The organism is Pseudonocardia sp. NPDC049154 (assembly GCF_040648315.1).
Lineage (GTDB): Bacteria > Actinomycetota > Actinomycetes > Mycobacteriales > Pseudonocardiaceae > Pseudonocardia.
Genome location: NZ_JBEZDN010000077.1, coordinates 1 through 21,406 on the forward strand (window position 1 = coordinate 1; position 21,406 = coordinate 21,406).

Annotated in this window: 20 protein-coding genes and 1 pseudogene; 18 read left to right on the plus strand and 3 right to left on the minus strand. The window is 71.5% G+C overall.

Annotated features, from left to right (window positions below; genetic code table 11):
• Positions 1-161, plus strand: a pseudogene (locus AB0B41_RS28655) (IS256 family transposase); the annotation flags it as partial.
• A 140-nt stretch (positions 162-301) separates the two neighbouring features.
• On the opposite strand, the gene AB0B41_RS28660 reads toward AB0B41_RS28655, so the two are convergent.
• Complete coding sequence (locus AB0B41_RS28660) at positions 302-805, minus strand: CoA transferase (RefSeq protein WP_358208739.1); 504 nt, start codon at positions 803-805, stop codon at positions 302-304.
• Positions 802-1,965 carry an acyl-CoA dehydrogenase family protein gene (locus AB0B41_RS28665; RefSeq protein ID WP_358208741.1) on the minus strand — a complete coding sequence of 388 codons (1,164 nt, stop codon included), beginning with the start codon at positions 1,963-1,965 and terminating at the stop codon, positions 802-804. The genes AB0B41_RS28660 and AB0B41_RS28665 overlap by 4 nt, the downstream gene beginning before the upstream one ends.
• A gap of 84 nt (positions 1,966-2,049) precedes the next feature.
• On the opposite strand from AB0B41_RS28665, the gene AB0B41_RS28670 reads away from it, so the two are divergent.
• On the plus strand, positions 2,050-3,051 hold the full coding sequence (locus tag AB0B41_RS28670; RefSeq protein WP_358208743.1) for a LysR substrate-binding domain-containing protein: 1,002 nt from the start codon (positions 2,050-2,052) through the stop codon (positions 3,049-3,051).
• A gap of 6 nt (positions 3,052-3,057) precedes the next feature.
• Here the strand turns inward: AB0B41_RS28670 and AB0B41_RS28675 are convergent, their stop codons facing one another.
• Entirely contained in the window at positions 3,058-3,909 is an 852-nt protein-coding gene (locus AB0B41_RS28675) for a LysR family transcriptional regulator (RefSeq protein ID WP_358208745.1), read from the minus strand.
• A 384-nt stretch (positions 3,910-4,293) separates the two neighbouring features.
• Here AB0B41_RS28675 and AB0B41_RS28680 point away from each other — a divergent pair, with 384 nt between their 5' ends.
• The 16 genes from AB0B41_RS28680 to AB0B41_RS28755 all read left to right on the plus strand — a co-directional run bounded on the left by AB0B41_RS28680 (position 4,294) and on the right by AB0B41_RS28755 (position 21,400).
• Positions 4,294-5,640 (plus strand): LLM class flavin-dependent oxidoreductase, encoded by a 1,347-nt coding sequence (locus tag AB0B41_RS28680; protein WP_358208747.1) that lies wholly within the window; start codon positions 4,294-4,296, stop codon positions 5,638-5,640.
• 19 nt (positions 5,641-5,659) lie between these two features.
• Positions 5,660-7,219, plus strand: coding sequence for an ABC transporter substrate-binding protein (locus tag AB0B41_RS28685; RefSeq protein ID WP_358208749.1), 1,560 nt, complete (start codon positions 5,660-5,662; stop codon positions 7,217-7,219).
• A gap of 23 nt (positions 7,220-7,242) precedes the next feature.
• Entirely contained in the window at positions 7,243-8,211 is a 969-nt protein-coding gene (locus AB0B41_RS28690) for an ABC transporter permease (RefSeq protein WP_358208751.1), read from the plus strand.
• A 3-nt stretch (positions 8,212-8,214) separates the two neighbouring features.
• On the plus strand, positions 8,215-9,084 hold the full coding sequence (locus tag AB0B41_RS28695; protein ID WP_358208753.1) for an ABC transporter permease: 870 nt from the start codon (positions 8,215-8,217) through the stop codon (positions 9,082-9,084).
• A 29-nt stretch (positions 9,085-9,113) separates the two neighbouring features.
• Positions 9,114-10,010, plus strand: a complete 897-nt coding sequence (locus AB0B41_RS28700; RefSeq protein ID WP_358208755.1) for an ABC transporter ATP-binding protein — start codon at positions 9,114-9,116, stop codon at positions 10,008-10,010.
• Positions 10,003-10,845: an ABC transporter ATP-binding protein gene (locus AB0B41_RS28705; RefSeq protein ID WP_358208757.1), complete on the plus strand. Its 843-nt coding sequence runs from the start codon at positions 10,003-10,005 to the stop codon at positions 10,843-10,845. Before AB0B41_RS28700 ends, AB0B41_RS28705 begins: the two co-directional genes overlap by 8 nt.
• Positions 10,846-10,874: 29 nt before the next feature.
• Positions 10,875-12,002 (plus strand): NtaA/DmoA family FMN-dependent monooxygenase, encoded by a 1,128-nt coding sequence (locus AB0B41_RS28710; protein WP_358208759.1) that lies wholly within the window; start codon positions 10,875-10,877, stop codon positions 12,000-12,002.
• Between the two features lie 3 nt (positions 12,003-12,005).
• On the plus strand, positions 12,006-13,772 hold the full coding sequence (locus AB0B41_RS28715; RefSeq protein ID WP_358208761.1) for an FAD-dependent oxidoreductase: 1,767 nt from the start codon (positions 12,006-12,008) through the stop codon (positions 13,770-13,772).
• A 29-nt stretch (positions 13,773-13,801) separates the two neighbouring features.
• Entirely contained in the window at positions 13,802-14,815 is a 1,014-nt protein-coding gene (locus AB0B41_RS28720) for an LLM class flavin-dependent oxidoreductase (protein ID WP_358208763.1), read from the plus strand.
• Positions 14,816-14,856: 41 nt separating this feature from the next.
• Positions 14,857-15,693: a DUF1684 domain-containing protein gene (locus AB0B41_RS28725; protein WP_358208765.1), complete on the plus strand. Its 837-nt coding sequence runs from the start codon at positions 14,857-14,859 to the stop codon at positions 15,691-15,693.
• A complete protein-coding gene (locus AB0B41_RS28730) occupies positions 15,690-16,430 on the plus strand; it encodes a lysophospholipase (RefSeq protein WP_358208767.1) in 741 nt (246 codons plus the stop codon). The genes AB0B41_RS28725 and AB0B41_RS28730 overlap by 4 nt, the downstream gene beginning before the upstream one ends.
• 35 nt (positions 16,431-16,465) lie before the next feature.
• Positions 16,466-17,809: an NtaA/DmoA family FMN-dependent monooxygenase gene (locus AB0B41_RS28735; RefSeq protein WP_358208769.1), complete on the plus strand. Its 1,344-nt coding sequence runs from the start codon at positions 16,466-16,468 to the stop codon at positions 17,807-17,809.
• A complete protein-coding gene (locus AB0B41_RS28740; protein WP_358208771.1) occupies positions 17,806-18,921 on the plus strand; it encodes an LLM class flavin-dependent oxidoreductase in 1,116 nt (371 codons plus the stop codon). The genes AB0B41_RS28735 and AB0B41_RS28740 overlap by 4 nt, the downstream gene beginning before the upstream one ends.
• Positions 18,918-20,474 (plus strand): ABC transporter substrate-binding protein, encoded by a 1,557-nt coding sequence (locus AB0B41_RS28745; protein ID WP_358208773.1) that lies wholly within the window; start codon positions 18,918-18,920, stop codon positions 20,472-20,474. The genes AB0B41_RS28740 and AB0B41_RS28745 overlap by 4 nt, the downstream gene beginning before the upstream one ends.
• 114 nt (positions 20,475-20,588) lie before the next feature.
• On the plus strand, positions 20,589-20,729 hold the full coding sequence (locus tag AB0B41_RS28750) for a hypothetical protein (RefSeq protein ID WP_358208775.1): 141 nt from the start codon (positions 20,589-20,591) through the stop codon (positions 20,727-20,729).
• 56 nt (positions 20,730-20,785) lie between these two features.
• On the plus strand, positions 20,786-21,400 hold the full coding sequence (locus AB0B41_RS28755; protein WP_358208777.1) for a hypothetical protein: 615 nt from the start codon (positions 20,786-20,788) through the stop codon (positions 21,398-21,400).
• The last annotated feature ends 6 nt before the right edge of the window (positions 21,401-21,406 follow it).

The window sequence follows — 21,406 nt, forward strand, 5'->3', positions numbered from 1 at the left end:
TCGGCGCCGTGCTCGCCGAACAGAGCGACGAATGGACCGAAGGGCGCCGCTACATGAGCCTCGAGCTGCTGGCCAAGTCCCGCCTCCGCATCGTCATCGCCGAACCCGACCCCGCGACCCCGCAACAGCACACCGTGACAACCGAAGCCCTGACCGCCTAAAGTCCACACAAGATCACGCGGAGCGATCTTGTACACCACCTCCGCTGACGTGGCCATCGTGGGGAAGCGACGCGATGATCGCCGTGACACGAAACGTGACACGAAACCCTGCAGAACACAGTGCAGCAGGGATGTTCGTGTCACGCCAGTGAGAACGTTTCCGCTGGTAGATGGCTCAGAACGCGATCTTTCAGGGCCTCACAATCCGTCAGGTCGTGGGTTCGAGCCCCACCTGCCCCACAGTGAGACGTATTCTCACAGCTCATCCTGGCTCCTGCAGCGTCCCCTATCTCAAGATCATGTGGGACGGAAACGCGACGGAACCGGGTCTTGGTGGCGGTGTCCGGCGTGCCGGTCACCGAGACCATTCCGGACTCGGCCTGGATGAGCATGTCGTAGGCTTTGCGGTCCCTGCGCGGACCGCTGGTGCCGTGGCCGGAGATGGTGACCACGACCAGGCGCGGGTCGGCGGCGCGCAGGGTGTCGGCGTCGAGCCCGAGCCGTTCGACGACGTCAGGTGCGGTGTTGTGGAGGAACACGTCCGCCCGCGCGATCAGGGCTCGGGCAATGCGGCGGCCGCGGTTGGACTTGAGGTCGACAGCCAAAGACTCCTTGCCGCGGTTGAGCCAGACGAAGTGGGTCACGAGTTCGCGAGGGCCTGGCGGACCAGTCCGCCGCCGACGATGAGGCGCTGGATCTCGCTAGTGCCTTCGTAGAGGCGCAGCAGCCGGACGTCGCGGTAGATGCGTTCGACCGGGATCTCGCGCATGTAGCCGGAGCCGCCGTGGACCTCGACGGCGAGGTCGGCGACCTGGCCGACCATCTCGGTGCAGAACAGCTTGGTCGCCGAGGGGGCGATCCGGCGGTCCTCGCCGGAGACGTAGGCGCGAGCGGTCTCGCGCACCATGGCCCGCCCGGCGAGCACGCCGGCCTGCTGGTCGGCCAGCATGGCCTGGACCAGCTGGAAGTCGCCGATCCGGGTGCCGCCCTGGGTGTTCTGGGCGGCGTAGGCGACGGACTCGTCGAGCGCGCGCTGTGCGGTGCCGACGGCGAGGGCGGCGATGTGCACCCGGCCGCGGGCGAGCGAGGTCATCGCGGCCTTGTAGCCGGCCGCCTCCTCGCCGCCGATCAGGGCCTCGGCGGGTACGCGGACGTCGGAGAAGGTGACGTCGGAGGTCCAGGCGCCCTCCTGGCCCATCTTGTGGTCCTTCGGCCCGACCGTGACGCCGGGGGTGTCGGCGGGGACGAGGAACACGGCGATGCCCGGGTCCTTCGGCTGCGGGTCGCGGGTGCGGGCGAACACGATGAACAGGTCGGCGATGGGAGCGTTGGTGATGAACTGCTTCTGTCCGTCGATGACCCACGCGCTGCCGTCGCGGCGGGCCCGAGTGCGCAGGCCCGCGGGGTTGGAGCCGGCGCCGGGCTCGGTGAGGGCGAAGGAGGCGACGACCTCGCCCGAGGCGATCCGTTCCAGCCAGGTCTTGCGCTGCTCGTCGGTGCCGAACCCGACGAGCACCTGCCCGGCAATGCCGTTGTTCGTACCGAACATCGAGCGCAGTGACAGCGTGGTGTAGCCGAACTCCATGGCGAGCTCGACGTCCTGGGTCAGGTCCAGCCCGAGGCCACCCCACTCCTCCGGGATCGCGTAGCCGAACAGACCCATCTCGGCCGCGGCTCGCCGGAGGTCGTCCGGGATCCGGTCCTCCTTCATGATCTCGATCTCGCGGGGGACGACGTCGTTGCGGATGAAGTCCCGCACCTGGCGGCGGATGAAGTCGAAGTCCTCGGCAGACACCTCTGTCATGGCTCCAGCGTGCAGGACGCTTTGATGCACGTCCAAGACCGGTGTCTGCTCTATTGTTGCTGCTGTCGCATCAAAGGGGTGGCCGTGGATCTGCATCAGCTGCGCGCGTTCGACGCGGTGGCTGCCGAGTTGCACTTCGGCCGGGCCGCCGAGCGCCTGCACCTGGCCCAGCCCTACCTGAGCCGGACGATCAAGGCGCTGGAGGAGGATCTGGGAACCCCGCTGTTCACCCGCACGACCCGCCGCGTCGAGCTGACGGCCGCCGGCGAGGCGCTCCTCGATCGCGTGGCGAGGATGCTGGCGCTCGAGGAGGAGGCCAGGGCGGCGGTCCTCGCGGCCCACGAGGGTCGCAGCGGCCGGATCCGCATCGGCTTCGCCGGCCCCTCGGCGCACCTTGCGGTGGGCGCCCTCGCGCGCGCGGTGCGCGAGCGGCATCCACTCGTGGACCTCGAGTTACAGCCCGGTCGCTACGGCGCCTCGGCGGTGGCGGACCTGCTCCGGCACGACAGCGACCTGGTCATCGCCCGCTTCGCCGAGCCGCCCGTCGGCGTCGACTGCCGCGGGATCGCGACGGACCGGTGCGTCCTCGCGGCGCCCGCTGCCCATCGGCTCGCCGCGGAGGCGCAGGTGAGCTTCGTCGACTGCCGGGAGGAACCGTTCGTGGCCTTCCCGGAGGCGTTCGGATCGGCACTACGCGCGATCCTGGTCGCCCGCTGCCAGGCGCTCGGATTCGCGCCGCGTTTCGCGCAGACCGCCCCGGACTCGTGGACCTGCATCGCGCTGGTCGCTGCAGGGGTGGGGCTGCACTTCACCACCGCCAGCGCGGTGGCCAACCTCCCCCTCGACGGCGTCCGGATCCTCGACGTCGCCGATCCCCTCCCGCCGATCACGGTGTACCTGATCTGGCGACAGGACGACGACGCCCCCGCACTCCACCGTGTGCTCCGCACCTCCGAGGAGGTCCTCCCGGACGCGTCCTCAGGCCTCGGCCGCCGAGGTGCAGTAGAACGAACTCCAGCGCGAGCTGATCGACCACCTGCCGGACATACCGGGTCTCGCTACCACCAGGTGGAGAGGGCTCGGTAGCGGTACCTATACGGGCCCCCGAGCGGACCTCAGCACGCTGGCCACCGCGGACGCCGTGCTCGCCAGGGTCTGCGGGGGGAGTCCGCGCCTGCTGCGCACCGTGACCGGCAGGGGCGCGGCCGGCGGCAGGTCCATCCGTTCGACGAGGCCCTCGGGTGTGTGCCCCATCGTGGCCAGCAGCGCGACGCCGAGTCCCGCCCGCGCTGCGGCGAGCACGCCCGCCAGGTATGCGGCCTCGCAAGCGACCGTCACGGCGCTCCCAGCGCTGGTGAGCGTCGCGACCGCGCGGTCGCGCAGCGCGCACGGCTCGTCGAGTCCGACGAGGGGGACCGGCCCGGGCGGCGGGTCCCAGCTGGGCGCCGCGTACCACCGCACGTCGAGATGGCCCGCGGCGGCGGAGCGCTCGTCCGAGGGGGCCGCGAGAAGGAGCGCGAGGTCCAGGTCGCCGCGGTCCAACGCCTCGCGCAAGCCGACCCCACGGTCGAGTCGGTATCGCACGGCTCCCGCCAGCGCGTTGCTCAACCGGGGGAGCAGCTGGTCGGCGGCGTGCTCGGTGGATCCGACGCTGAGTTCCTGGGCGAGCGGAGCGGCGAGCCGAGCGAGCACGTCGTCGTGGATGCTCAACATCCGACGGGCCTCCACGAGCAGTGTCTCGCCCGCCTGTGTGAGCCGCGAGGCGCGACCGACCCGCTTCACCAACGGCGTCCCGCAGGCGTTCTCGAGCCGTCTGACGTGGTCGCTCACCGTCGGCTGGCTGACGTGCAGGACCGCCGCGGCTCGATGGAAACCCCCATACTCCGCGACCGCCACAAAGCTTCGCAGCGGCACGACGTCGAGTGTGCGAGTCTGAGAGGACACGACGTCAGTCCAGCAGAATAGATCGGGAAATCCTATCGAAAGTGATCGGATCCCCGAGTTGGACGATGCGGATGACGAAGTGTCACCATCGTGGCGTGTCTTCGGCCCGCGCCCTTGCCTCGCTCACCCGGTCGGGTGGCGCATGCGCGCGTGGCTTCTTCGTCGGACTGACCCGGCGGCTGGCGGTCGACCTCGCCCGCACCTGTACCGCCACGTGTCGTCTCGACCTTCGCTGACGCCGCACCGGCGTCGCTGAGCGGTCCCGTCGTGGACCCGCTCGGGTTCTGATCCCTGCTGACGTACTGACGCGTCGGCGCGCGACGAGGCGCGCCGGCGCGCTGACTCGCGTCCGCACCCGATCTCCTCACCGTGAAAGGACGAGCCATGGCCCGTCAGCTCAAACTCGGTGCCGTCCTGATGGGCGTCGGAGGCCCCGGCCAACACGACGTCTGGACGCACCCCGAGATCCCGGGGGACGCCAGCGTCGACGTCGACTGGTACATCGCCCGGGCCCGCCAGGCGGAGGCGGCGCTGTTCGACCTCGTCTTCATCGTCGACAGCGCCTACATCACCCCCGACTCCCCACCGCACTACCTCGCCCGCCTCGAACCGTTCACCCTGCTGTCCGCGCTCGCGGTGACCACGACGCACATCGGGCTGGTCGGCACCGTCAGTACCAGCTACAACAGCCCCTTCAACCTCGCCCGCCGCTTCGCGTCGCTGGATGTGATCAGTCGCGGCCGCGCCGGTTGGAACGTCGTGGCGACCGGAGACGGCGGCACCGCAGCGAACTTCGGTCTCGACGAGCACTACGACCACCCCACCCGTTACGCGCGGGCTCTCGAGTCGGTCCGGGTGTGTCAGGGGCTGTGGGACTCCTACGAGGACGACGCGTTCCCCCGCGACGTCGAGACCGGCGTCTTCGTCGATCCCTCGCGCCTGCACCGGCTCGACCACGAGGGCGAGCACTTCCGCGTCCGCGGTCCGCTGAACCTGATCCGGTCCCCTCAGGGGCATCCGGTCATCTTCCAGGCCGGGAACTCCGAGGAGGGCCGCGATCTCGGTGCGGCTGTCGGGGAGGGCATCTTCACCCACCAGGCGACGATCGAGGAGGGCGTTGCCTTCGCCGAGGACATCCGCCGGCGAGCCGCGGCGAAGGGTCGCGACCCCCAGCACGTCCGTATCCTCCCGGGCGTCGAACCGATCGTGGCGGACACCGACGCCGAGGCCCGAGAGATCGAGGACCGGCGACGCAACGATCGGGACTTCGCGCGCGACCTGGCCCAGTTCGGCAGACCCTTCGGCTGGCACGACTTCGGACGCTACGACCTCGACGCCCCGTTCCCGGACGTGACCCACCTGGGACACAACAACTTCGGCAGCCAGACGGCCACCATCGTCCGGGTCGCCCGGGAGGAGGGGCTGACGCTGCGGCAGACCGTGCGACGCTTCTCCGGACCCGCGCCGTCGCCGTTCGTGGGTGCCGCCGAGACGGTCGCCGACCGGATCCAGGAATGGTTCGAGGCCGGTGCGCTCGACGGCCTGAACATCCACGTCACCGTGCCGAGCGCCTTCGCCCGGTTCACCGACGAGGTGCTGCCGATCCTGCGCAACCGGGGTGTGGTCCGCACCGCCTACGAGGCGAGCACGCTTCGCGGCAACCTCGGTCTGCCCGTGCCCCCCAACGTCCACACCGCTGCCCGCGCGCAGGCCGCGCGCCTGAGCGCCTGATCCACCACATCGGAGAGTCATGAGACTGCACAGCAGGTCCGGGCGGTCCGCCGCCGTCGTGGCGGCGGTCGTCGCGGTGCTCGGGATGGTCCTGGCGGGCTGCGGGGGCTCCGCCGGGGGTGGGTCGGGCACCGACTCGACCATCCGATGGGGGACCAAGTGGGCCCAGGCCAACTGGGATCCGATCGTCACCGGGTCGACCGGCGCCACGTTGTTCCTGACGCCGATCTACGAGTCGCTGTTCACCGTCGACGGGGAGCGGCACGTGGTGCCCGCGCTCGCCGAGGGCTACGAGTACAACGCGGCCGGAGACCAGATCACCATCAAGCTCAAGCCGGGGTTGACCTTCCAGGACGGGACCCCGGTGGACGCCGAGGCGGTGAAGTTCAACATCGAGCGGATCAAGACCCAGGAGAACTCGGCGCTCAAGGGCTCCTACAACAACGTCAAGACCGCCACGGTGGTCGACCCGCTCACTGTCCGGCTGGACCTCGGGCAGCAGGACTACCAGATCCCCTACCTGCTGGCGGTGCGGGGCGGGATGCTGCCGAGCGAGGCCGCTGCTCAGGATCCGGGCAAGCTGAACACGGCGGCGCCGGTGGGTGCGGGGCCGTTCAAGGTGGTGTCGTACGACCCGGAGTCGAAGATCGTCCTGGAGAAGTGGGACGGTTACTGGGACGCGGCGAACATCAAGGTGAACCGCATCGAGATCAACTTCGGGATCGACGCGTCCACGCTGGTGGCGGGGCTGCAGTCCGGGGTCTACAACTGGGCGCAGCTCGACCCGCAGCAGGCCGATGAGGCGAAGCAGGCGGGCTTCGACATCCTGGCCGACACCGACCGGCACTGGGGCTCGACCTTCCTGAGCCTCAACGCCAACAAGGCCCCGTTCACCGATCCCGCGGTGCGGGAGGCGGTCCGGTACGCGATCAACCCGGACGAGTTCGCCACCAAGCTCGGCTTCGGCCTGGGCCAGCCGTCGCACCAGCCCTTCCCGGAGGGGCACCCGGCCTACGTGGCCGCGCTGGACTCCGAGCACCCGTACGACCCGGCGAAGGCACGCGACGTCCTGGCCAAGGCCGGGTACGCCGACGGCGCGATCTCCTTCGACCTCAACGGCATCGCCGGGAACTTCGACCAGGCGGCCGAGCTGGTGCAACAGCAGCTCAAGGCCGTCGGCATCACCACGAACATCCGCCTGCAGGACCAGGCCAACTGGGGCAAGGGCTACTTCGGCAAGCAGCAGGCGGCCTCCCTCTACGGCTACGTGGGACGGGACTCCCATGTGCAGGCGCTCACCGAGCACTACGACGCAGGCGGGGTGCTGAATCTCAGCTCGCCGACCACCTCGCCGCAGTTCCAGGAGGCGCTCAAGGCGGTCCGCGCCACCCCGATCGACGCACCGGACTACGAGGAGAAGCTGCAGGCAGCCGCCCAGGCCGGCTACGAGAACGGCTCGACGGTCTCGCTGTACACGTACCCGAGCGTCACGGCCAAGGCCAAGTCGATCTCGGACCCGCCCGCCATCGACGGCTACCAGAGCTGGAAGGGCGTCCAGTTCACCCCCGGGGCGGAGTAGTGGACACCCACACGAGGTCCGCCGTGCGCGCCCGGGGGCGGCGGCTGCTGGTCTCGGTCGGCAGGCCGTTGGCCGTGTTCGTGCCGGTCTTCCTGCTCGGCACCTTCTTCACCTTCCTGCTCGGCCACCTCTCGGGCCGCAGCCCCGCCTACATCCAGCTCGGTGACGCGGCGACCCCGGAGGCCGTCGCGGCCGTCGAGCACGAGTGGGGCCTGGACCGGCCGTTCCTGGTGCAGTACGTCGACTGGCTCGGCGACATCCTCCACTTCGACCTGGGGGAGAGCTGGTTCAACGGGCACAGCGTCGCCGAGGTGCTCCTGGACCGGGCCGTGATCACCCTCTCCGTCGCCGGGGTGGCCCTGGTGATCGGCGTCGTCGCCGGATTCGCCCTGGGCGCGCTCGCGGCACGCTTCCACGCCACCTGGATCGATCGGGCGGTCACCGGGTTCACCACGACCATCTCGGTGCTGCCGCCGTTCGTCGTCGGCATCGCGCTGGTCGCGGTGTTCGCCGTGAGCCTGGACCTGCTGCCCGCCGCGGGCTACGTGCCGATCGAGGCGGGCCTGGGGCCCTGGCTGGCGCACCTGATCCTCCCGGCGCTCGCGCTCAGCTTCGACACCGTCGCCGACGTGGCCCGCCAGCTGCGGGACGGGCTCGTGTCCGCCAAGCGGGAGAACTACGTGACCGGGGCGGTCGTCCGCGGCCTGGGACCACGCCGGATCTTCTTCGTCCACGTGCTGCGCAACGGGATCGGACCGGCCCTGGCCGTCCTCGGCCTGAAGTTCCCGGCGCTGCTGGGCGGCGCGGTCGTCACCGAAGCGATCTTCGGCCTCTCCGGCTACGGGGTCTTCGCCACCCAGGCGGCGATCCGCGGGGACGTCCCCGCCGTGCAAGGCGTGCTCGTGGTGTCCGTGGTCCTCGTCGTGGTGTTCAACCTCGTGGTGAACATCGTCCTCAACCGGCTCTCGCCGGCCGCGGCCCGGGGGGTCTGACAGATGGTCAAGGTTCTGTTGCGCCTCCCGAGCGCCCGCGTCGCGCTCGGAGTGCTGCTGATCATCGCGGTGATCACGGTGTTCGGCCCGGCACTGGCGCCCTACGACCCGCTGCAGGGGTCCGACCTCACCCTCGCCCCGCCGTCGGCCGCGCACTGGCTCGGCACGGACTACACGGGCAGGGACGTGCTGAGCCGCATCCTCGCGGGCGCCCCGCTCAGCATCATGAGCACCCTCGAGGTCACCGGCATCGCACTGGTGCTCGGAACCATCCCGGGGATCCTTTCGGTCTACCTGGGGTCGGTCTTCGAGTGGGTCTCGCTGCGCCTGATCGACACCCTCGTCGCGCTGCCGTTCCTGGTGTTCGCGGTGGCCATGACCGCCCTGCTGGGCAACGGCATCACCCAGGCCATGATCGCGGTGGGCCTACTGGTCGCCCCTCTGTTCTACCGGGTGGCCCGGGCGGCGACACTGAGCGTCGCCCGCTCCCAGTACGTCGAAGCGGCGCTGCTCGCCGGGGCGTCGACCGGATGGATCGTGCGGAGGCACGTGTGGGCGAAGGTGCTGCCGCCCATTGCGATCACGCTGGCGACCACCCTCGGCGTCGGACTCGTGGTCATCTCGAGCCTGACCTTCCTCGGCATCGGCGTGCAGCCGCCCACCCCGACCTGGGGCGGCATCCTCGCCTCCGACCTGGACTACCTGCCGCAGAAGGCTTACGCCCCGGTGTTCCCCGCCGTGATCATCCTGATCACCGTGCTCGCCTTCAACATGCTCGCCGACGCCATCCGGGACGCCGCGGGCCAGTCCGGTCGCGTGCTGGTCGGCGCGCGGGCCGCCAAGGCCAACAAGGCGCGCAGGGTCGCGGCGTGACGGCCCCCAGAACCACCGAAGGAGACCTGATGACGCAGGCCCCCACAGTGCACAACGCCGCCGAACCCGTGACCCAGGCACACCCGGAGGACGTGCTCGTCCTCGAAGACGTCCGCATCCACGACGACCTCAGCGACACCGAGCTGGTCCACGGGGTCAGCCTGCGGCTGCGCCGCGGGCGGGTCGTGGGCATCGTCGGGGAGTCCGGCAGCGGCAAGTCACTCACCTGCCGGGCCGTCCTCGGCATCCTGCCGAACCTGATCGAGGTGTCCGGGGGCTCCATCACGCTGCTCGGACGAGACGTCTCGACCCTCGACCGCCGCGACTGGACGGCCCTGCGGGGCGCGTCGATCGGGGCGGTCTTCCAGGACCCCGCCTCCTACCTCAACCCGTCCATCCCGGTGGGCAAGCAGCTGCAGGAGGTGCTGCGGGTGCGCGGGGGCCTGGCCCGCAAGGACGCCCGCCGCCGCGCCGTGGAGCTGTTCGACGCCGTGCACCTGCGCGACCCCGAGCAGGTGTACCGGCAGTACGTGCACGAGCTCTCCGGCGGCATGCTGCAGCGAGTGCTGATCGCTATCGCGATCTCGCTCGATCCCGAGATCCTCATCGCCGACGAGGCGACGACCGCGCTCGACGCCACCGTGCAGGCCGAGATCCTCGACCTGCTGGCCGAGCTCACCGAGCGACTCGGCCTGGCGCTGGTCCTGGTCTCCCACGACCTCGCCGTCGTGGCCCAGCTCTGTGACGAGGTGCTGGTACTGCGGGACGGCCACGTCGTCGAGCAGGGCCCGACCGCCCGCATCCTGCACGACCCGCAGGAGGACTACACCCGGCTGCTCGTCGACGAGCACGAGCAGTACGGGCTGGAGCGCTACCTGGGGACCACCGACGAGATGCGCCCGGCGGGAGAGCTGAACCATGTCTGAACCGCAACCGATCCTGCAGATCGAGGGCCTCGACGTCGCCTTCGGGCGCGGCCACGCGCGCAAGCAGGCCCTGACCGGCGCCGCACTGACCCTGCTGCCCGGAGAGGCCGTCGGGGTCATCGGCGAGTCCGGTGCGGGCAAGTCCACCCTCGCCCGCGCGGTACTCGGACTGGCCCCTGTCACGGCGGGCTCGGTGCGCGTCGTCGGCCGAGACGTCGCCCGGCTGTCACGGCGGGAGCGACGCGAGTTCGGCCGCAGCGGCGTCGCGCAGTATGTGTTCCAGGACCCCTTGCGCAGTCTCGACCCCGACCAGACCGTGCAGGGCGCCGTGGCGGAGCCGCTGGAGATCCGCCGTGAGCTGAGCCGCGCCGAGATCGACGAGGCGGTACGGGCCCAGTTCGCCGCCGTCGAGCTCGACACCGCGCTGCTCGACCGCTTCCCCGCCCAGCTCTCCGGTGGCCAACGCCAGCGGGTCGCCATCGCGCGGGCCCTGGTGACCGGGCCGCGGTTGCTGCTGCTCGACGAGCCGGTCAGCGCGCTGGACTCGGCGAACCGGGTGCGGATCCTGCAGCTGCTGGAGCGGCTGCGCGCCACCACCGACATCACGCTGCTGTTCATCTCCCACGACCTCGGATCCATCGCCGGGGTCACCGACCGGACGATCGTGTTGCACGACGGCCGGATCGTCGAGGACGGCCCGACCGCCCAGGTCATCACCGCCCCCGAACACCCGTACACCCGGCTGCTCGTGGGCTCCGCCCCGACGCTCACCTCCGGCGCGGCCGACCGCGGCCGCCGCGCGCGGCTGCGAGCCGAGCTCGCGACCGTGTCCTGATCCGACCCGTACCCCTCCGGAGACCACCCGTGTCCGCTGCGCCGAAACAGGTCAGGCTCTGCCTGAACCTGCAGGCCACCGGGCGGCACGACGCCGCCTGGAAGACCCTCCCGCCGACCGCCGACTGGCTGTCGGGCATCGACTACTACATCGAGATCGCACGACTCGCCGAGCAGGCCCGCTTCGACGCGATCTTCATCGCCGACCGCCTCGGCGTCCTCGACGAGCCCTCCCACCGCAGGCCCTGGCGCGGGGCGGACCCCGTGGTCCTGCTCGCGGCGTTGGCCCGCGAGACCGACCATATCGGGCTGGTCGCCACGAACCCGGCACTGCAGGGCGACCCGTTCACGCGCGCCAGAGCGATCGCCACCCTCGACCACGTGAGCCGAGGCCGGGCCGCGTGGAACATCGTGACCAGCCAGGAGGAGGTCACCCGGCGGGCGCTCGGACTCGGCGAGCAACCCGACGACGACACCCGCTACCGCCGCGCCGAGGAGTTCGTCTCGGCAGTGGACGCACTGTGGGCGTCGCTACCCGAGGACGCCGTGGTTGCCGACGCGGCCGCGGACACCTACATCGACGCCGCCCGAACCCGCCCCGTGCGGCTGGACGGGGAGTTCCACCGGAGCGAGGGCGTGCTGCCGCTGCCGGGCGGGTACCGCGGTCAGCGCCCGGTCCTCTTCCACGCGGGTGCGTCGCGTCGGAGCATGGAGTTCGGCGCCCGGTGGGCGGACGCGTTGTTCACCTCCCAGCGGGTCCCCGAGCTCGCCCGGACCTTCACCGCTGAGGTCAAGGGACTGGCCGCGGCGAACGGGCGCCGACCCGAGGACCTGCTCGTCCTGCCCGGGCTGTTCGTCATCCTCGGTGCCACCGAGGCCGAGGCCCGGCAGCGCCGACGTGAGCTCGACCAACAGCTCGCCGTCGAACCGCTGCTCGCGGCGCTGGAGGCGGTGCTGCCCACGGGATTCGTCGAGTTCACCGCAGGCGTCGTGGCCGAGCTGCAGGACCGCGGGCGGTTCCGCCGCGAGTACGCCCACGAGACGTTCCGGGAGAACCTCGGGCTCTCCCCCCACCCGCTCGCCGCCGGCCCGACGGCCGGCCCCTCCGGCGGATCCGCCGGTGCGGACGAGCAGACCACGACCGGACGGCGGAGGTAGGGCATGCCGGCACGCAATGACATCAGCCGCGGCAGGCGGCAGGTCGACGTCCTCGAGTTCCCCCGCGCCGAGCCGGCCACCGGCTCCGACGTCGTCGACGTCCTTGTCGTCGGTGCGGGCCCGAGCGGGCTCGGCACAGCCATGGAGCTGGCCCGCCACGGCGTCCGCGCGGCCGTCGTCGACGCCGCGACCGAGGCCACCCTGGTCCGCGCCGGAGCCGCTGGCTACAACGCCCGCGTCCTGGAGATCTTCGCGAAGTGGCGGGTGCTCGACCGGATCCGCGACGAATGGACCTTCCCGCCGGAGTGGAACACCGGCAACCTGCTCCTGACCTCGCTCATCGGACACCAGCTGGGCGGCAGCGTCGAGCGGTCCTTCGACCTCGGCCGCGTCGGGCGCCCGTCCGCTTCCCCGTCCGCGTACGGCACGCTGCGCAGGCCGCAGACGGTGTTGCAGAAGGTGTTCCTCGATCGGCTCGCCGAAGTCGGGACCGTCGTGTCCGGAGGCTGGCGGGTCGAGGGCCTGACAGTCGACGCCGAAGGCGTCACCACCGACCTCGTCGAGGTCGAGACGGGCGACACCCGTAGCGTGCGGTCCCGCTACGTCGTCGGAGCGGACGGCTCCAAGAGCACGGTCCGCACCTTGGCCGGCATCCCGCGCTCCGGGGAGTACGCCACCGAACGGCATTTCCGGGTCATCGTGCGCACCGCGTCGGACGTCTCGACGCTGCTCGGCCGACCGTTCGTGCCGGGCACCTCGATCATCTACAACGACCGCTACACCGGCTTCCTCGCGGCGCTGAACGAGACCGACTGGCGCACCTACGCCGGCCCCTTCCCCCTCGACCACCAGCCCACCGAGGCCGAGCTGATCGCCCACGTGCGGGAGGCGTTCGGGTTCGACCTCGAGCTGGAGGTCGTGTCGCAGACCTCGTTCTTCACGAGCACCCGGATCGCCGAGACCTTCTATCAGGACCGGATCGCCCTGGTCGGCGACGCCGCCCACGTGCGGACCCCCGGCGGGAACCTGTGCGAAGGCTTCGGCGACGTCGCCAACCTCGGGTGGAAGCTCGCCGCCGTGCTGCGCGGGGAGGCGGGGGAGGGCCTGTTGCGCTCCTACGACCAGGAACGCCGCCCGCACAACCAGCGGGTGGCGGACTACGCGCTCGCGCGGGAGCGGGCCGGAGCGCAGGTGTACCGGCGGATCCGCGAGATCGGTGTGCCTGCGGATGACGACACCACCGACGACGCCGCACGGCGCCGAGCACGGATCGGGGAGCTCCTGGGCGCGGAGCACGCGTTCCCGCTGGGGGTGGTGTTCGACGAACGCTACGACGACTCGTCGGTCGTCTGGTACGAGGACGGGCAGCGCACCTCGGAGGAGCCCTGGGACGCCCACACCTACACCGAGGACGGGCGGCCCGGGCACCGCGCCCCCAACGGCAACCTCGACCCCTTCGGCTTCACCCTCTACGACCGCCTCGGCTCACACCTGGCGCTTCTCGTGCTCACCCCCGACTCCGCCGCCGTGGCGGATTTCGAGGACGCCGCCGACGCCCGCGGCCTGGAGCTCGAGGTGATCCACCTGCCCGACGCCGTGGCGCGCCAGCGCTACGGCGCGCCGTACGCACTGATCCGGCCCGACGCCCACGTGGCGTGGCGAGGCGACGGCACCGCGCTCGACGCGGGCGCGGTCCTCGACCTCGCCCTCGCCCGGGCCGACGACGCCCGGGCGAGCCTGCGGCCGCTGGCCGAGGCGGCCGCATCATGACGCCCCGAACCCCTCACCCGGAGGTTCCCGTGACCGCAACCCCCGCCGAACCTGCCGTCCGTGGGCTGTCGTTCTTCCTGACCGTCCCCACCGATCCCGAGCCCGGCCGGGTCTACACCGACGCGCTGGACTCGGTCCGCCTGGCCGAACGGCTCGGCTTCGAGACCGCCTGGGTCGCCGAAGGCCACTTCACAATCCTCGGGCTACCCCACGCGCTGTCCTTCCTCGCTGCGGCCGCCCAGGTCGCCGGGCGCATCCGGCTCGGCACCGCGGTACTGCCACTGGCCTTCGACAACCCGATCCGGGTCGCCGAGACCGCGGCGTTCGTCGACGCCCTGAGCGACGGGCGACTCGAGCTGGGGGTGGGCAAGAGCAACCCGCAGTCGACGGCCATCTTCAGCGCCTTCGGCCTGTCCGAGGGCGACCGCGAGATCCTCTACGCCGACGCACTCGACGGCCTGCGGCGCGCCATCGACCACGGCGTGACAGCCGACGGGGAACAGATCCCGCTCTACCCGCCGACCGCCGGAATCGGCGGGCGGCTGTGGCAGGCGACCGGAAATCCGCGGACCGCGGCCGCGATCGGGCGGTCCGGAGACGGGCTGCTGCTGTTCCGGCTGACCCCCGAGGGCGACCCCGGCCGAGTGCAGTCCGCGCTCATCGACGAGTACCTGGGCGCGCTACCCGCCGGCGTCGAGCCGCGCATCGGCATCTCCCGGGGAGTGCTCCCCGCGGCCTCCCGCGCGGAGGCGATCGCCCTCATCGCCGCGGAGCTGGAGGCCCACCCCACGCGGTTCCGGGTCCCGGCGGGAACGACCCCGTCCGGCCCGCAGGAGTACCTCGATGCGCTCAACGTCAAGTACGGCAGCCCGGACGAGGTCATCGAGCAGCTCTCCCAGGACGAGGCGTTCGTCCGCTCCACCGACCGGCTGTTCTCCCTCCCGGTCTCCGCGGGGACCCACGCCTTCCGCGAGGGGCTGCGGCAGGTGGCGCAGGAGATCCACCCGCGGGTCCGGCCCGCCGTCGCGCACGCCGCGGCCTGATCGCCGCTGATCAACGAAGGACCGAGAAGGAGCATCCGGAGATGACCCAGACCCTCGACCCCGCCACCCGAGCAGCGGAATGGTCGCGGTGGCGGGCGGAGAACGAACGCCGCCGCCGCGACCCGCACGGCTACCTCGCCTACCGCGCCGTGCACTTCCTCGAACGCGAACCCCACACCTTCACCGGCGTCCCCGGGGCATGGTCCACCGGTCCCGACGGGCCCGTCGTCGAGCTCGCGGCGGGGGAGACCCTGCTGGCAGACGGCGCCGAGACGACCGGGCGGCACGAGTTCGGCCCGGTCGCCGAGCGGGAGTTCCGCTGGGCCGCGCAGGTCGGCGACGTCGTGCTGGAGCTGTCCCGCCGCGGCGGACGCGACCTGCTCCGCCCGCTCGACCCCACCTACCGGCTGCGCACGGACTACGTGGAGACCCCCGCCTACGACCACGACCCGGCCTGGATCCTCCCCGCGGTGTTCGAACGCCACCCGCAGGGGCGGCCCCAGCAGGTCCGCGCCGCCGTCGACGGCATCGAGCACACCCACGAAGCGGTCGGCGAGCTCGTCCTGACCGTCGACGGCGACGAGCACCGGCTCGTCGTGTTCGCCCGCGACGACGACCCCGGGCTGGGCATCCTGCTGTTCACCGACGCCACCAGCGGGGTCACCACCTACGCAGCGAGCCGCTCGCTGGCCCTGCCCCTGCCGGAGGCGGGGGAGAGCGCGTTGGCGGTGGACTTCAACCGCGCAGGGAACCTGCAATGTGCCTACACCGACCACGCGCCCTGCCCGCTCGCCCCCGCGGGCAACCGCCTCCCGTTCGCGGTCGAGGCGGGAGAGCAGACCCCGGTGCTGCGCGGTGGACGAGAGGCGGCCCGATGACCGCGGCGGCCGAGAGCCCGACGCTGGCCGAGTGGAGCGAGCCCGACGGCGTGGTCCCGCGGGGCACCCTCATCGTGCTTCCCGGACGCGGCGAGCAGGCCGGCATCTACGCCCGCCTGGGACGGCGGCTCTCGGCCGACGGCTACCGGGTCCTGGTGGTGCCCGAGCCCACCACCGACTCCGAACAGACCACCGAGCGGGTCCGCGCGGTGCTCGCGGACGCGGGGTCGGGCCCGCACCCGCGGGTTCTGGTCGGATCCGACACCGGAGCGCTGTTCGCCGCCGCGCTCGTCGCCGACGGCCTGCCCGGCGTGGACGCCCTCGTGCTGGCCGGACTGCCCGTCGCGTCGACCGAGGGACCCGCCGGCTGGGCGGAGGAGCTGGATGCGCGCACCGCCTGCCCGGTCCACCTCGGCGTACTCGACGGCGCCGCGGTCCGCCGAGGCGCGCTCGCCGAGCCCGTCCCGGCGGCCTGGATCCGGACCGCGATCCCGGAGCGGATCGAGATCCCGGTGCTGGGGTTGCACGGCACGGCCGACCCACTCGGGACGGTGGACACCGTGCGCGACTGGTACGCCCGTCTCGGCGAGGCCGAGCTGGTGGCGATCGTGGGTGGTCGCCACGACGCCCTCAACGACCAGAGCCACCGCACGGCGGCCGCGACCGTCGTGCTCTTCCTGGAGCGGCTGCGCGCCGGGCTGCCCGAGATCGCCCGCCGCGAACGGGTCCGGGCCTGAGCAGCCCTTCCGCACTGAATCACGGAGGCACGTTCATGAGCCGCAGGCTCCACCTCGCCCTGCACCCCTACGGTGTGGGCGGCCCCGGGCAGCACGGGTTGTGGAAAGACCCGAGCGTCGCCAAGAACGCCAGCATCGACATCGACTACTACATCCGGCAGGCAAGGACGGCCGAGCAGGCGCTGTTCGACGCGCTGTTCATCGTCGACAGCCAATTCATCAACGCGACCTACCCGGCGCACTACCTCAACCGGCTCGAGCCGCTGACCCTGCTCTCCGCGGTCGCCACCCACACCACCCACCTCGGCCTGGTCGGCACACTGAGCTCCACCTACAACTCGCCGTTCAACGTGGCACGACGGTTCGCCTCGCTCGACCACATCAGCCGCGGCCGAGCCGGGTGGAACGTCGTCACCAGCTTCGACACCGGCACCAGCCGCAACTACGGGCTCGACGAGCACCTCGACTACCCCACGCGCTACGGGCGGGCGCTGGAGTCGGTGCGGGTCGTGCGGGGCCTGTGGGACTCCTACGAGGACGACGCGTTCCCGGCCGACGTCGAACGCGGCGTGTTCCTCGACCCCGACAAGCTGCACGCACTCGACCACGTCGGCGAGCACTTCCGGGTCGCCGGACCGCTCAACCTCTCGCGGTCGCCGCAGGGCCAGCCGGTGATCTTCCAGGCCGGGGTGTCCGAGGAGGGGCGGACCCTCGCTGCACAGGTCGCCGAGGGCATCTTCGCCCCCGGCGGCACCTTCGACGACGCGCGCGCCTACTACGCCGACATCACACGGCGCATCGCCGCGGCGGGCCGTGAACCCGATCACGTCAAGGTCCTCGTCCACGGCGCGCCGATCGTCCGCGGCACGGACTCCGCGGCCCGGCGGCGTGCCCAGGAGATCGACGAGGAGGACCGGGACTTCGACCGTAGCCTCGCATTGCTGGGGCGCGCCTTCGGCGCCCACGACTTCAGCCGCTACGACCTCGACGCACCTTTCCCCGACGTGGCCCACCTCGCGGCCAACGGCGGGCGGACCGGCGCCGCGGCGATCATCGCGCGGGCCGAGGACGAAGGACTGACGCTCCGCCAGGTCGCCGAGGCGTTCGCGCAGCGCCCGGAGCCACCGTTCCTCGGGTCGCCCACCACCGTGGCGCACACCATCGAGCGCTGGTTCGAGGCGGGGGCCTTCGACGGCATCAACCTCGCGTTCCGCAACGACGAGGACTTCACCTGGTTCGTCGACGGTGTCGTGCCGGAACTGCAGCGACGCGGCCTGTTCCGCACGGCGTACGAGTCGGACACGCTGCGCGGCAACCTCGGCCTGCCGATACCGCCGAACCGCCACACCCTCGACCGCAGCCTGGCGCACGCCCGATGAGCGGCCCGAACGGAAGTGGCCCGAACGGCAGCACCGCGGACGGCAGCAGCCCGAACGGCGGCGCTCTGAACGGGACCGGCCCGGCCGGAGCCGTTCCCCGGTTCCGGCTCGGCTTCCTCACCCACGTCCAGGGACGCGACGACGCGGCACAGGCCTATCGCAACGCCCAAGAACTGTTCGTCGTCGCCGACGAGCTCGGTTTCGACGTCGGCTGGGTGGCCCAACACCACGTCTCCGCCGGGGGCGGCGGCCTGTCCTCGCCGTGGCCGTTCCTGGCCCACGCCGCCGCCCGCACCACCCGGATCCGGCTGGCCACCGCCGTCACGGTCCTGCCGCTGGAGGACCCGATCCGGCTGGCCGAGGACGTCTCGGTCGTCGACACCCTCAGCGGAGGTCGGGTCGAGGTCGGGGTCGGCAGCGGCTACAGCGAGACCGAGTACGCCGCGTTCGGACGCGACGTGGCTCGCAAGCGGGAGCTGACCACCGAGAACCTTGCGGTCCTGCGCAAGGCACTGGCGAACGAGGAGGTCGGCGCCCCCGGGTTCACCGTCCAGCCGCCCCCCGCGGACTTCACCGACCGGATCTGGCAGGGCGTCTTCAGCGGCCCCGGGGCCGAACACGCTGCGCACGCCGGCTCCCAGCTGCTGCTCAACCGCGCCACCTACGGCTACGACGCACCCACCGACGAGGTCCAGCGACCGTGGGCCGACACCTACCTGGCCGCCTGGGACAGGCTCCGCGCGCCCCGGATCGGGTTGTCACGCTTCGTCTTCCCCGCGGCGGACCGGCGGACCGCGCTGGCCCAGATCGGCGACGACGTGCACCGCGCGGCGCTCCGGTTCGCCCAGCAGGGCCAGTTCCCGCCCGGCCTCGGCGTCGACGAGGCCCTGCGCCGCTTTCACTCGTTCTACGGCCACCCCGACGAGATCGTCGCCGAACTGCAGCGGGAACGAGTGCTGCCGGTCGCCACAGACCTCATCACCCAGTTCAACCCGGCCGTGCCGGACCAGGACGCCGCGATCCGGGCCCTCGAGCTCATCGCCACACAGATCGCCCCAGAGTTGGGCTGGCAGCCCGCGCACAGCACCCCTTCCCTCATCGGAGAGACATGAGACTGCTCAAGAGGAGGCGGTCCACGACCGCTGTGGTGGCCGCCGTGGTGGCCGTGATCGCCATGGTCGTCGCGGGGTGCGGAGGCTCGCCGAGCGGCGGGAACACGACGGACGCGACGATCAAGTGGGGCACCAAGCAGATCCAGGCGAACTGGGACCCCGTCGTCACGGGCTCCACCTCGGCGACGATCCTGCTGACCCCGATCTACGAGTCGCTGTTCACCATCGACGGGGAGCGGCACGTGGTGCCCGCGCTCGCCGAGGGCTACGAGTACAACGCGGCCGGAGACCAGATCACCATCAAGCTCAAGCCGGGGTTGACCTTCCAGGACGGGACCCCGGTGGACGCCGAGGCGGTGAAGTTCAACATCGAGCGGATCAAGACGCAGGAGAACTCGGCGCTCAAGGGCTCGTACAACAACGTCAAGACCGCCACGGTGGTCGACCCGCTCACTGTCCGGCTGGACCTCGGACAGCAGGATTATCAGATCCCGTACCTGCTGGCGGTGCGGGGCGGGATGTTGCCGAGCAGGACTGCGGCGCAGGATCCGGGGAAGTTGAACACGGCGGCGCCGGTGGGTGCGGGGCCGTTCAAGGTGGTGTCGTACGACCCGGAGTCGAAGATCGTCCTGGAGAAGTGGGACGGTTACTGGGACGCGGCGAACATCAAGGTGAACCGCATCGAGATCAACTTCGGGATCGACCCGTCGACGCTGGTGGCGGGGCTGCAGTCCGGGGTCTACAACTGGGCGCAGCTCGACCCCCAGCAGGCCGAGGAGGCCGAGCGCGCCGGATACGACGTCCTGGCCAGCACAGACCGGCACTGGGGCTCGAGCTTCCTGAGCCTCAACGTCAACAAGGCGCCCTTCGACGACCCCGCCGTGCGTGAGGCCGTCCGCTACGCCGTCAACCCTGACGAGTTCGCCACCAAGCTCGGCTTCGGCCTGGCGCAACCCGCCCACCAGCCGTTCCCGGAGGGACACCCCGCCTACGTCCCGGCGCTGAACGCCGAACACACCTACGACCCGGCCAGGGCGCGCGACGTCCTGGCCAAAGCCGGGTACGCCGACGGCGCCATCTCGTTCGACCTCAACGGCATCGCCGGCAACTTCGACCAGGCGGCCGAGGTCCTCCAGGGCCAGCTCAAGGCCGTCGGGATCACCGCGAACATCAGGCTGCTCGACCAGGCCAACTGGGCCAAGGGCTATTACGGCAAGCAGTTCGCCGCGTCATTGTTCGGCTATGTCGGTCGGGACTCCCACGTCCAGGCGCTCACGGAGCACTACGACACGGGCGGGGTGCTGAACCTCAGCTCGCCCTATACATCGGCACAGTTCCAGGAGGCGCTCAAGGTCGTACGCGCCACGCCCATCGACTCGCCCGACTACGAGGCGAAGCTGCAGGCCGCGGCGCGGGCGGGCTACGAGAACGGCTCGACGGTCTCTCTCTACACGTACCCGAGCGTGGTGGCGAAGGACAAGTCGATCTCCGATCCGCCCGCGATCGACGGTTACCAGAGCTGGAAGGGTGTCCAGATCACCCCAACCGACTGACCACACGAGCGAGACCGCCGCCTGCGCACCTCCTACTGCCCCGGAGGGGCGCGGGCGGCCTCGCTCGCTATGCCTGCTTCTGGTGCGGGAGAGGCAGCCTCGCTCAGGTCGTCGATGGCGGCCCCCGACAACGCCGGGCCGGCGCTGTACGCCGACATCGCCCTCCCGCTCGCCCTGATCGCGTTGCTGGTGATCGCACGACGGCCCGCCCGGAGCCGGGGCGCTCCGGCCACGCTGCGGCACGAGTCGGCCTGACCCGGTCGGGGAGCGCTGCTTGCGCCGATGGGTCGCCCGCGGGCTAGGTTCACGTCGTGAGGCTCCGGCGCCGCCCGCGCGAGGTCGACCTGTACCTCCCGATGCTGCGGATCGAGCACCTGTTCGAGGCTCCGCAGCTCGACCCGTTCGCGCCGGAGCTGGAGGCCTACGACCCGCGGCCCGGCCTCGAGCAGATGGTGCGGGCGGTCCAGCGGGCCAGGCGGCGGGCCACCGTGAGGGTGACCGTCGGGTTGCCGGCCGACGTCGTCACGCCCGGCCTCGAGGAGCGCGCCCGGGCCGCCCTGGCACGGGAGTGCCGCCGCCGGATCACCGCACTGAACGACGACCTCGACGGGGTCCGGCGGCTCGGGATCCGCACGCTCCTGTGGGGGCTGCTCGCCGTGCTGTTCATCAACGGTGCGGTCGGCGCCCTCGGGACCACGGAACCGGGCTCGATCGAGGACGCCCTCTCGACCGGGCTGCAGACGATCGCCTGGGTGGTCCTGTGGGTCCCGATCAACCTGCTGATCTACGACCTGTGGTACTACCGACGGGACCGGCGCGCCTACCGGACGCTGCGAGATCTCGCCCTCGAGGTCGTCCCCCGGGGTCCGGGGGAGACCGGCACGGGCTCCGGCCCGCACGCGCGAGGCGATGACCGTCGGGAGTGAGCGCCG

Excerpts from the sequence above, each read along its gene's own strand:
- AB0B41_RS28665 (WP_358208741.1), bottom strand. The coding sequence starts at position 1,965 with ATGACAGAGGTGTCTGCCGAGGACTTCGACTTCATCCGCCGCCAGGTG.
- AB0B41_RS28680 (WP_358208747.1), top strand. The coding sequence starts at position 4,294 with ATGGCCCGTCAGCTCAAACTCGGTGCCGTCCTGATGGGCGTCGGAGGC.
- AB0B41_RS28685 (WP_358208749.1), top strand. The coding sequence starts at position 5,660 with ATGAGACTGCACAGCAGGTCCGGGCGGTCCGCCGCCGTCGTGGCGGCG.
- AB0B41_RS28695 (WP_358208753.1), top strand. The coding sequence starts at position 8,215 with ATGGTCAAGGTTCTGTTGCGCCTCCCGAGCGCCCGCGTCGCGCTCGGA.
- AB0B41_RS28700 (WP_358208755.1), top strand. The coding sequence starts at position 9,114 with ATGACGCAGGCCCCCACAGTGCACAACGCCGCCGAACCCGTGACCCAG.
- AB0B41_RS28705 (WP_358208757.1), top strand. The coding sequence starts at position 10,003 with ATGTCTGAACCGCAACCGATCCTGCAGATCGAGGGCCTCGACGTCGCC.
- AB0B41_RS28715 (WP_358208761.1), top strand. The coding sequence starts at position 12,006 with ATGCCGGCACGCAATGACATCAGCCGCGGCAGGCGGCAGGTCGACGTC.
- AB0B41_RS28725 (WP_358208765.1), top strand. The coding sequence starts at position 14,857 with ATGACCCAGACCCTCGACCCCGCCACCCGAGCAGCGGAATGGTCGCGG.
- AB0B41_RS28730 (WP_358208767.1), top strand. The coding sequence starts at position 15,690 with ATGACCGCGGCGGCCGAGAGCCCGACGCTGGCCGAGTGGAGCGAGCCC.
- AB0B41_RS28735 (WP_358208769.1), top strand. The coding sequence starts at position 16,466 with ATGAGCCGCAGGCTCCACCTCGCCCTGCACCCCTACGGTGTGGGCGGC.
- AB0B41_RS28740 (WP_358208771.1), top strand. The coding sequence starts at position 17,806 with ATGAGCGGCCCGAACGGAAGTGGCCCGAACGGCAGCACCGCGGACGGC.
- AB0B41_RS28745 (WP_358208773.1), top strand. The coding sequence starts at position 18,918 with ATGAGACTGCTCAAGAGGAGGCGGTCCACGACCGCTGTGGTGGCCGCC.
- AB0B41_RS28750 (WP_358208775.1), top strand. The coding sequence starts at position 20,589 with ATGGCGGCCCCCGACAACGCCGGGCCGGCGCTGTACGCCGACATCGCC.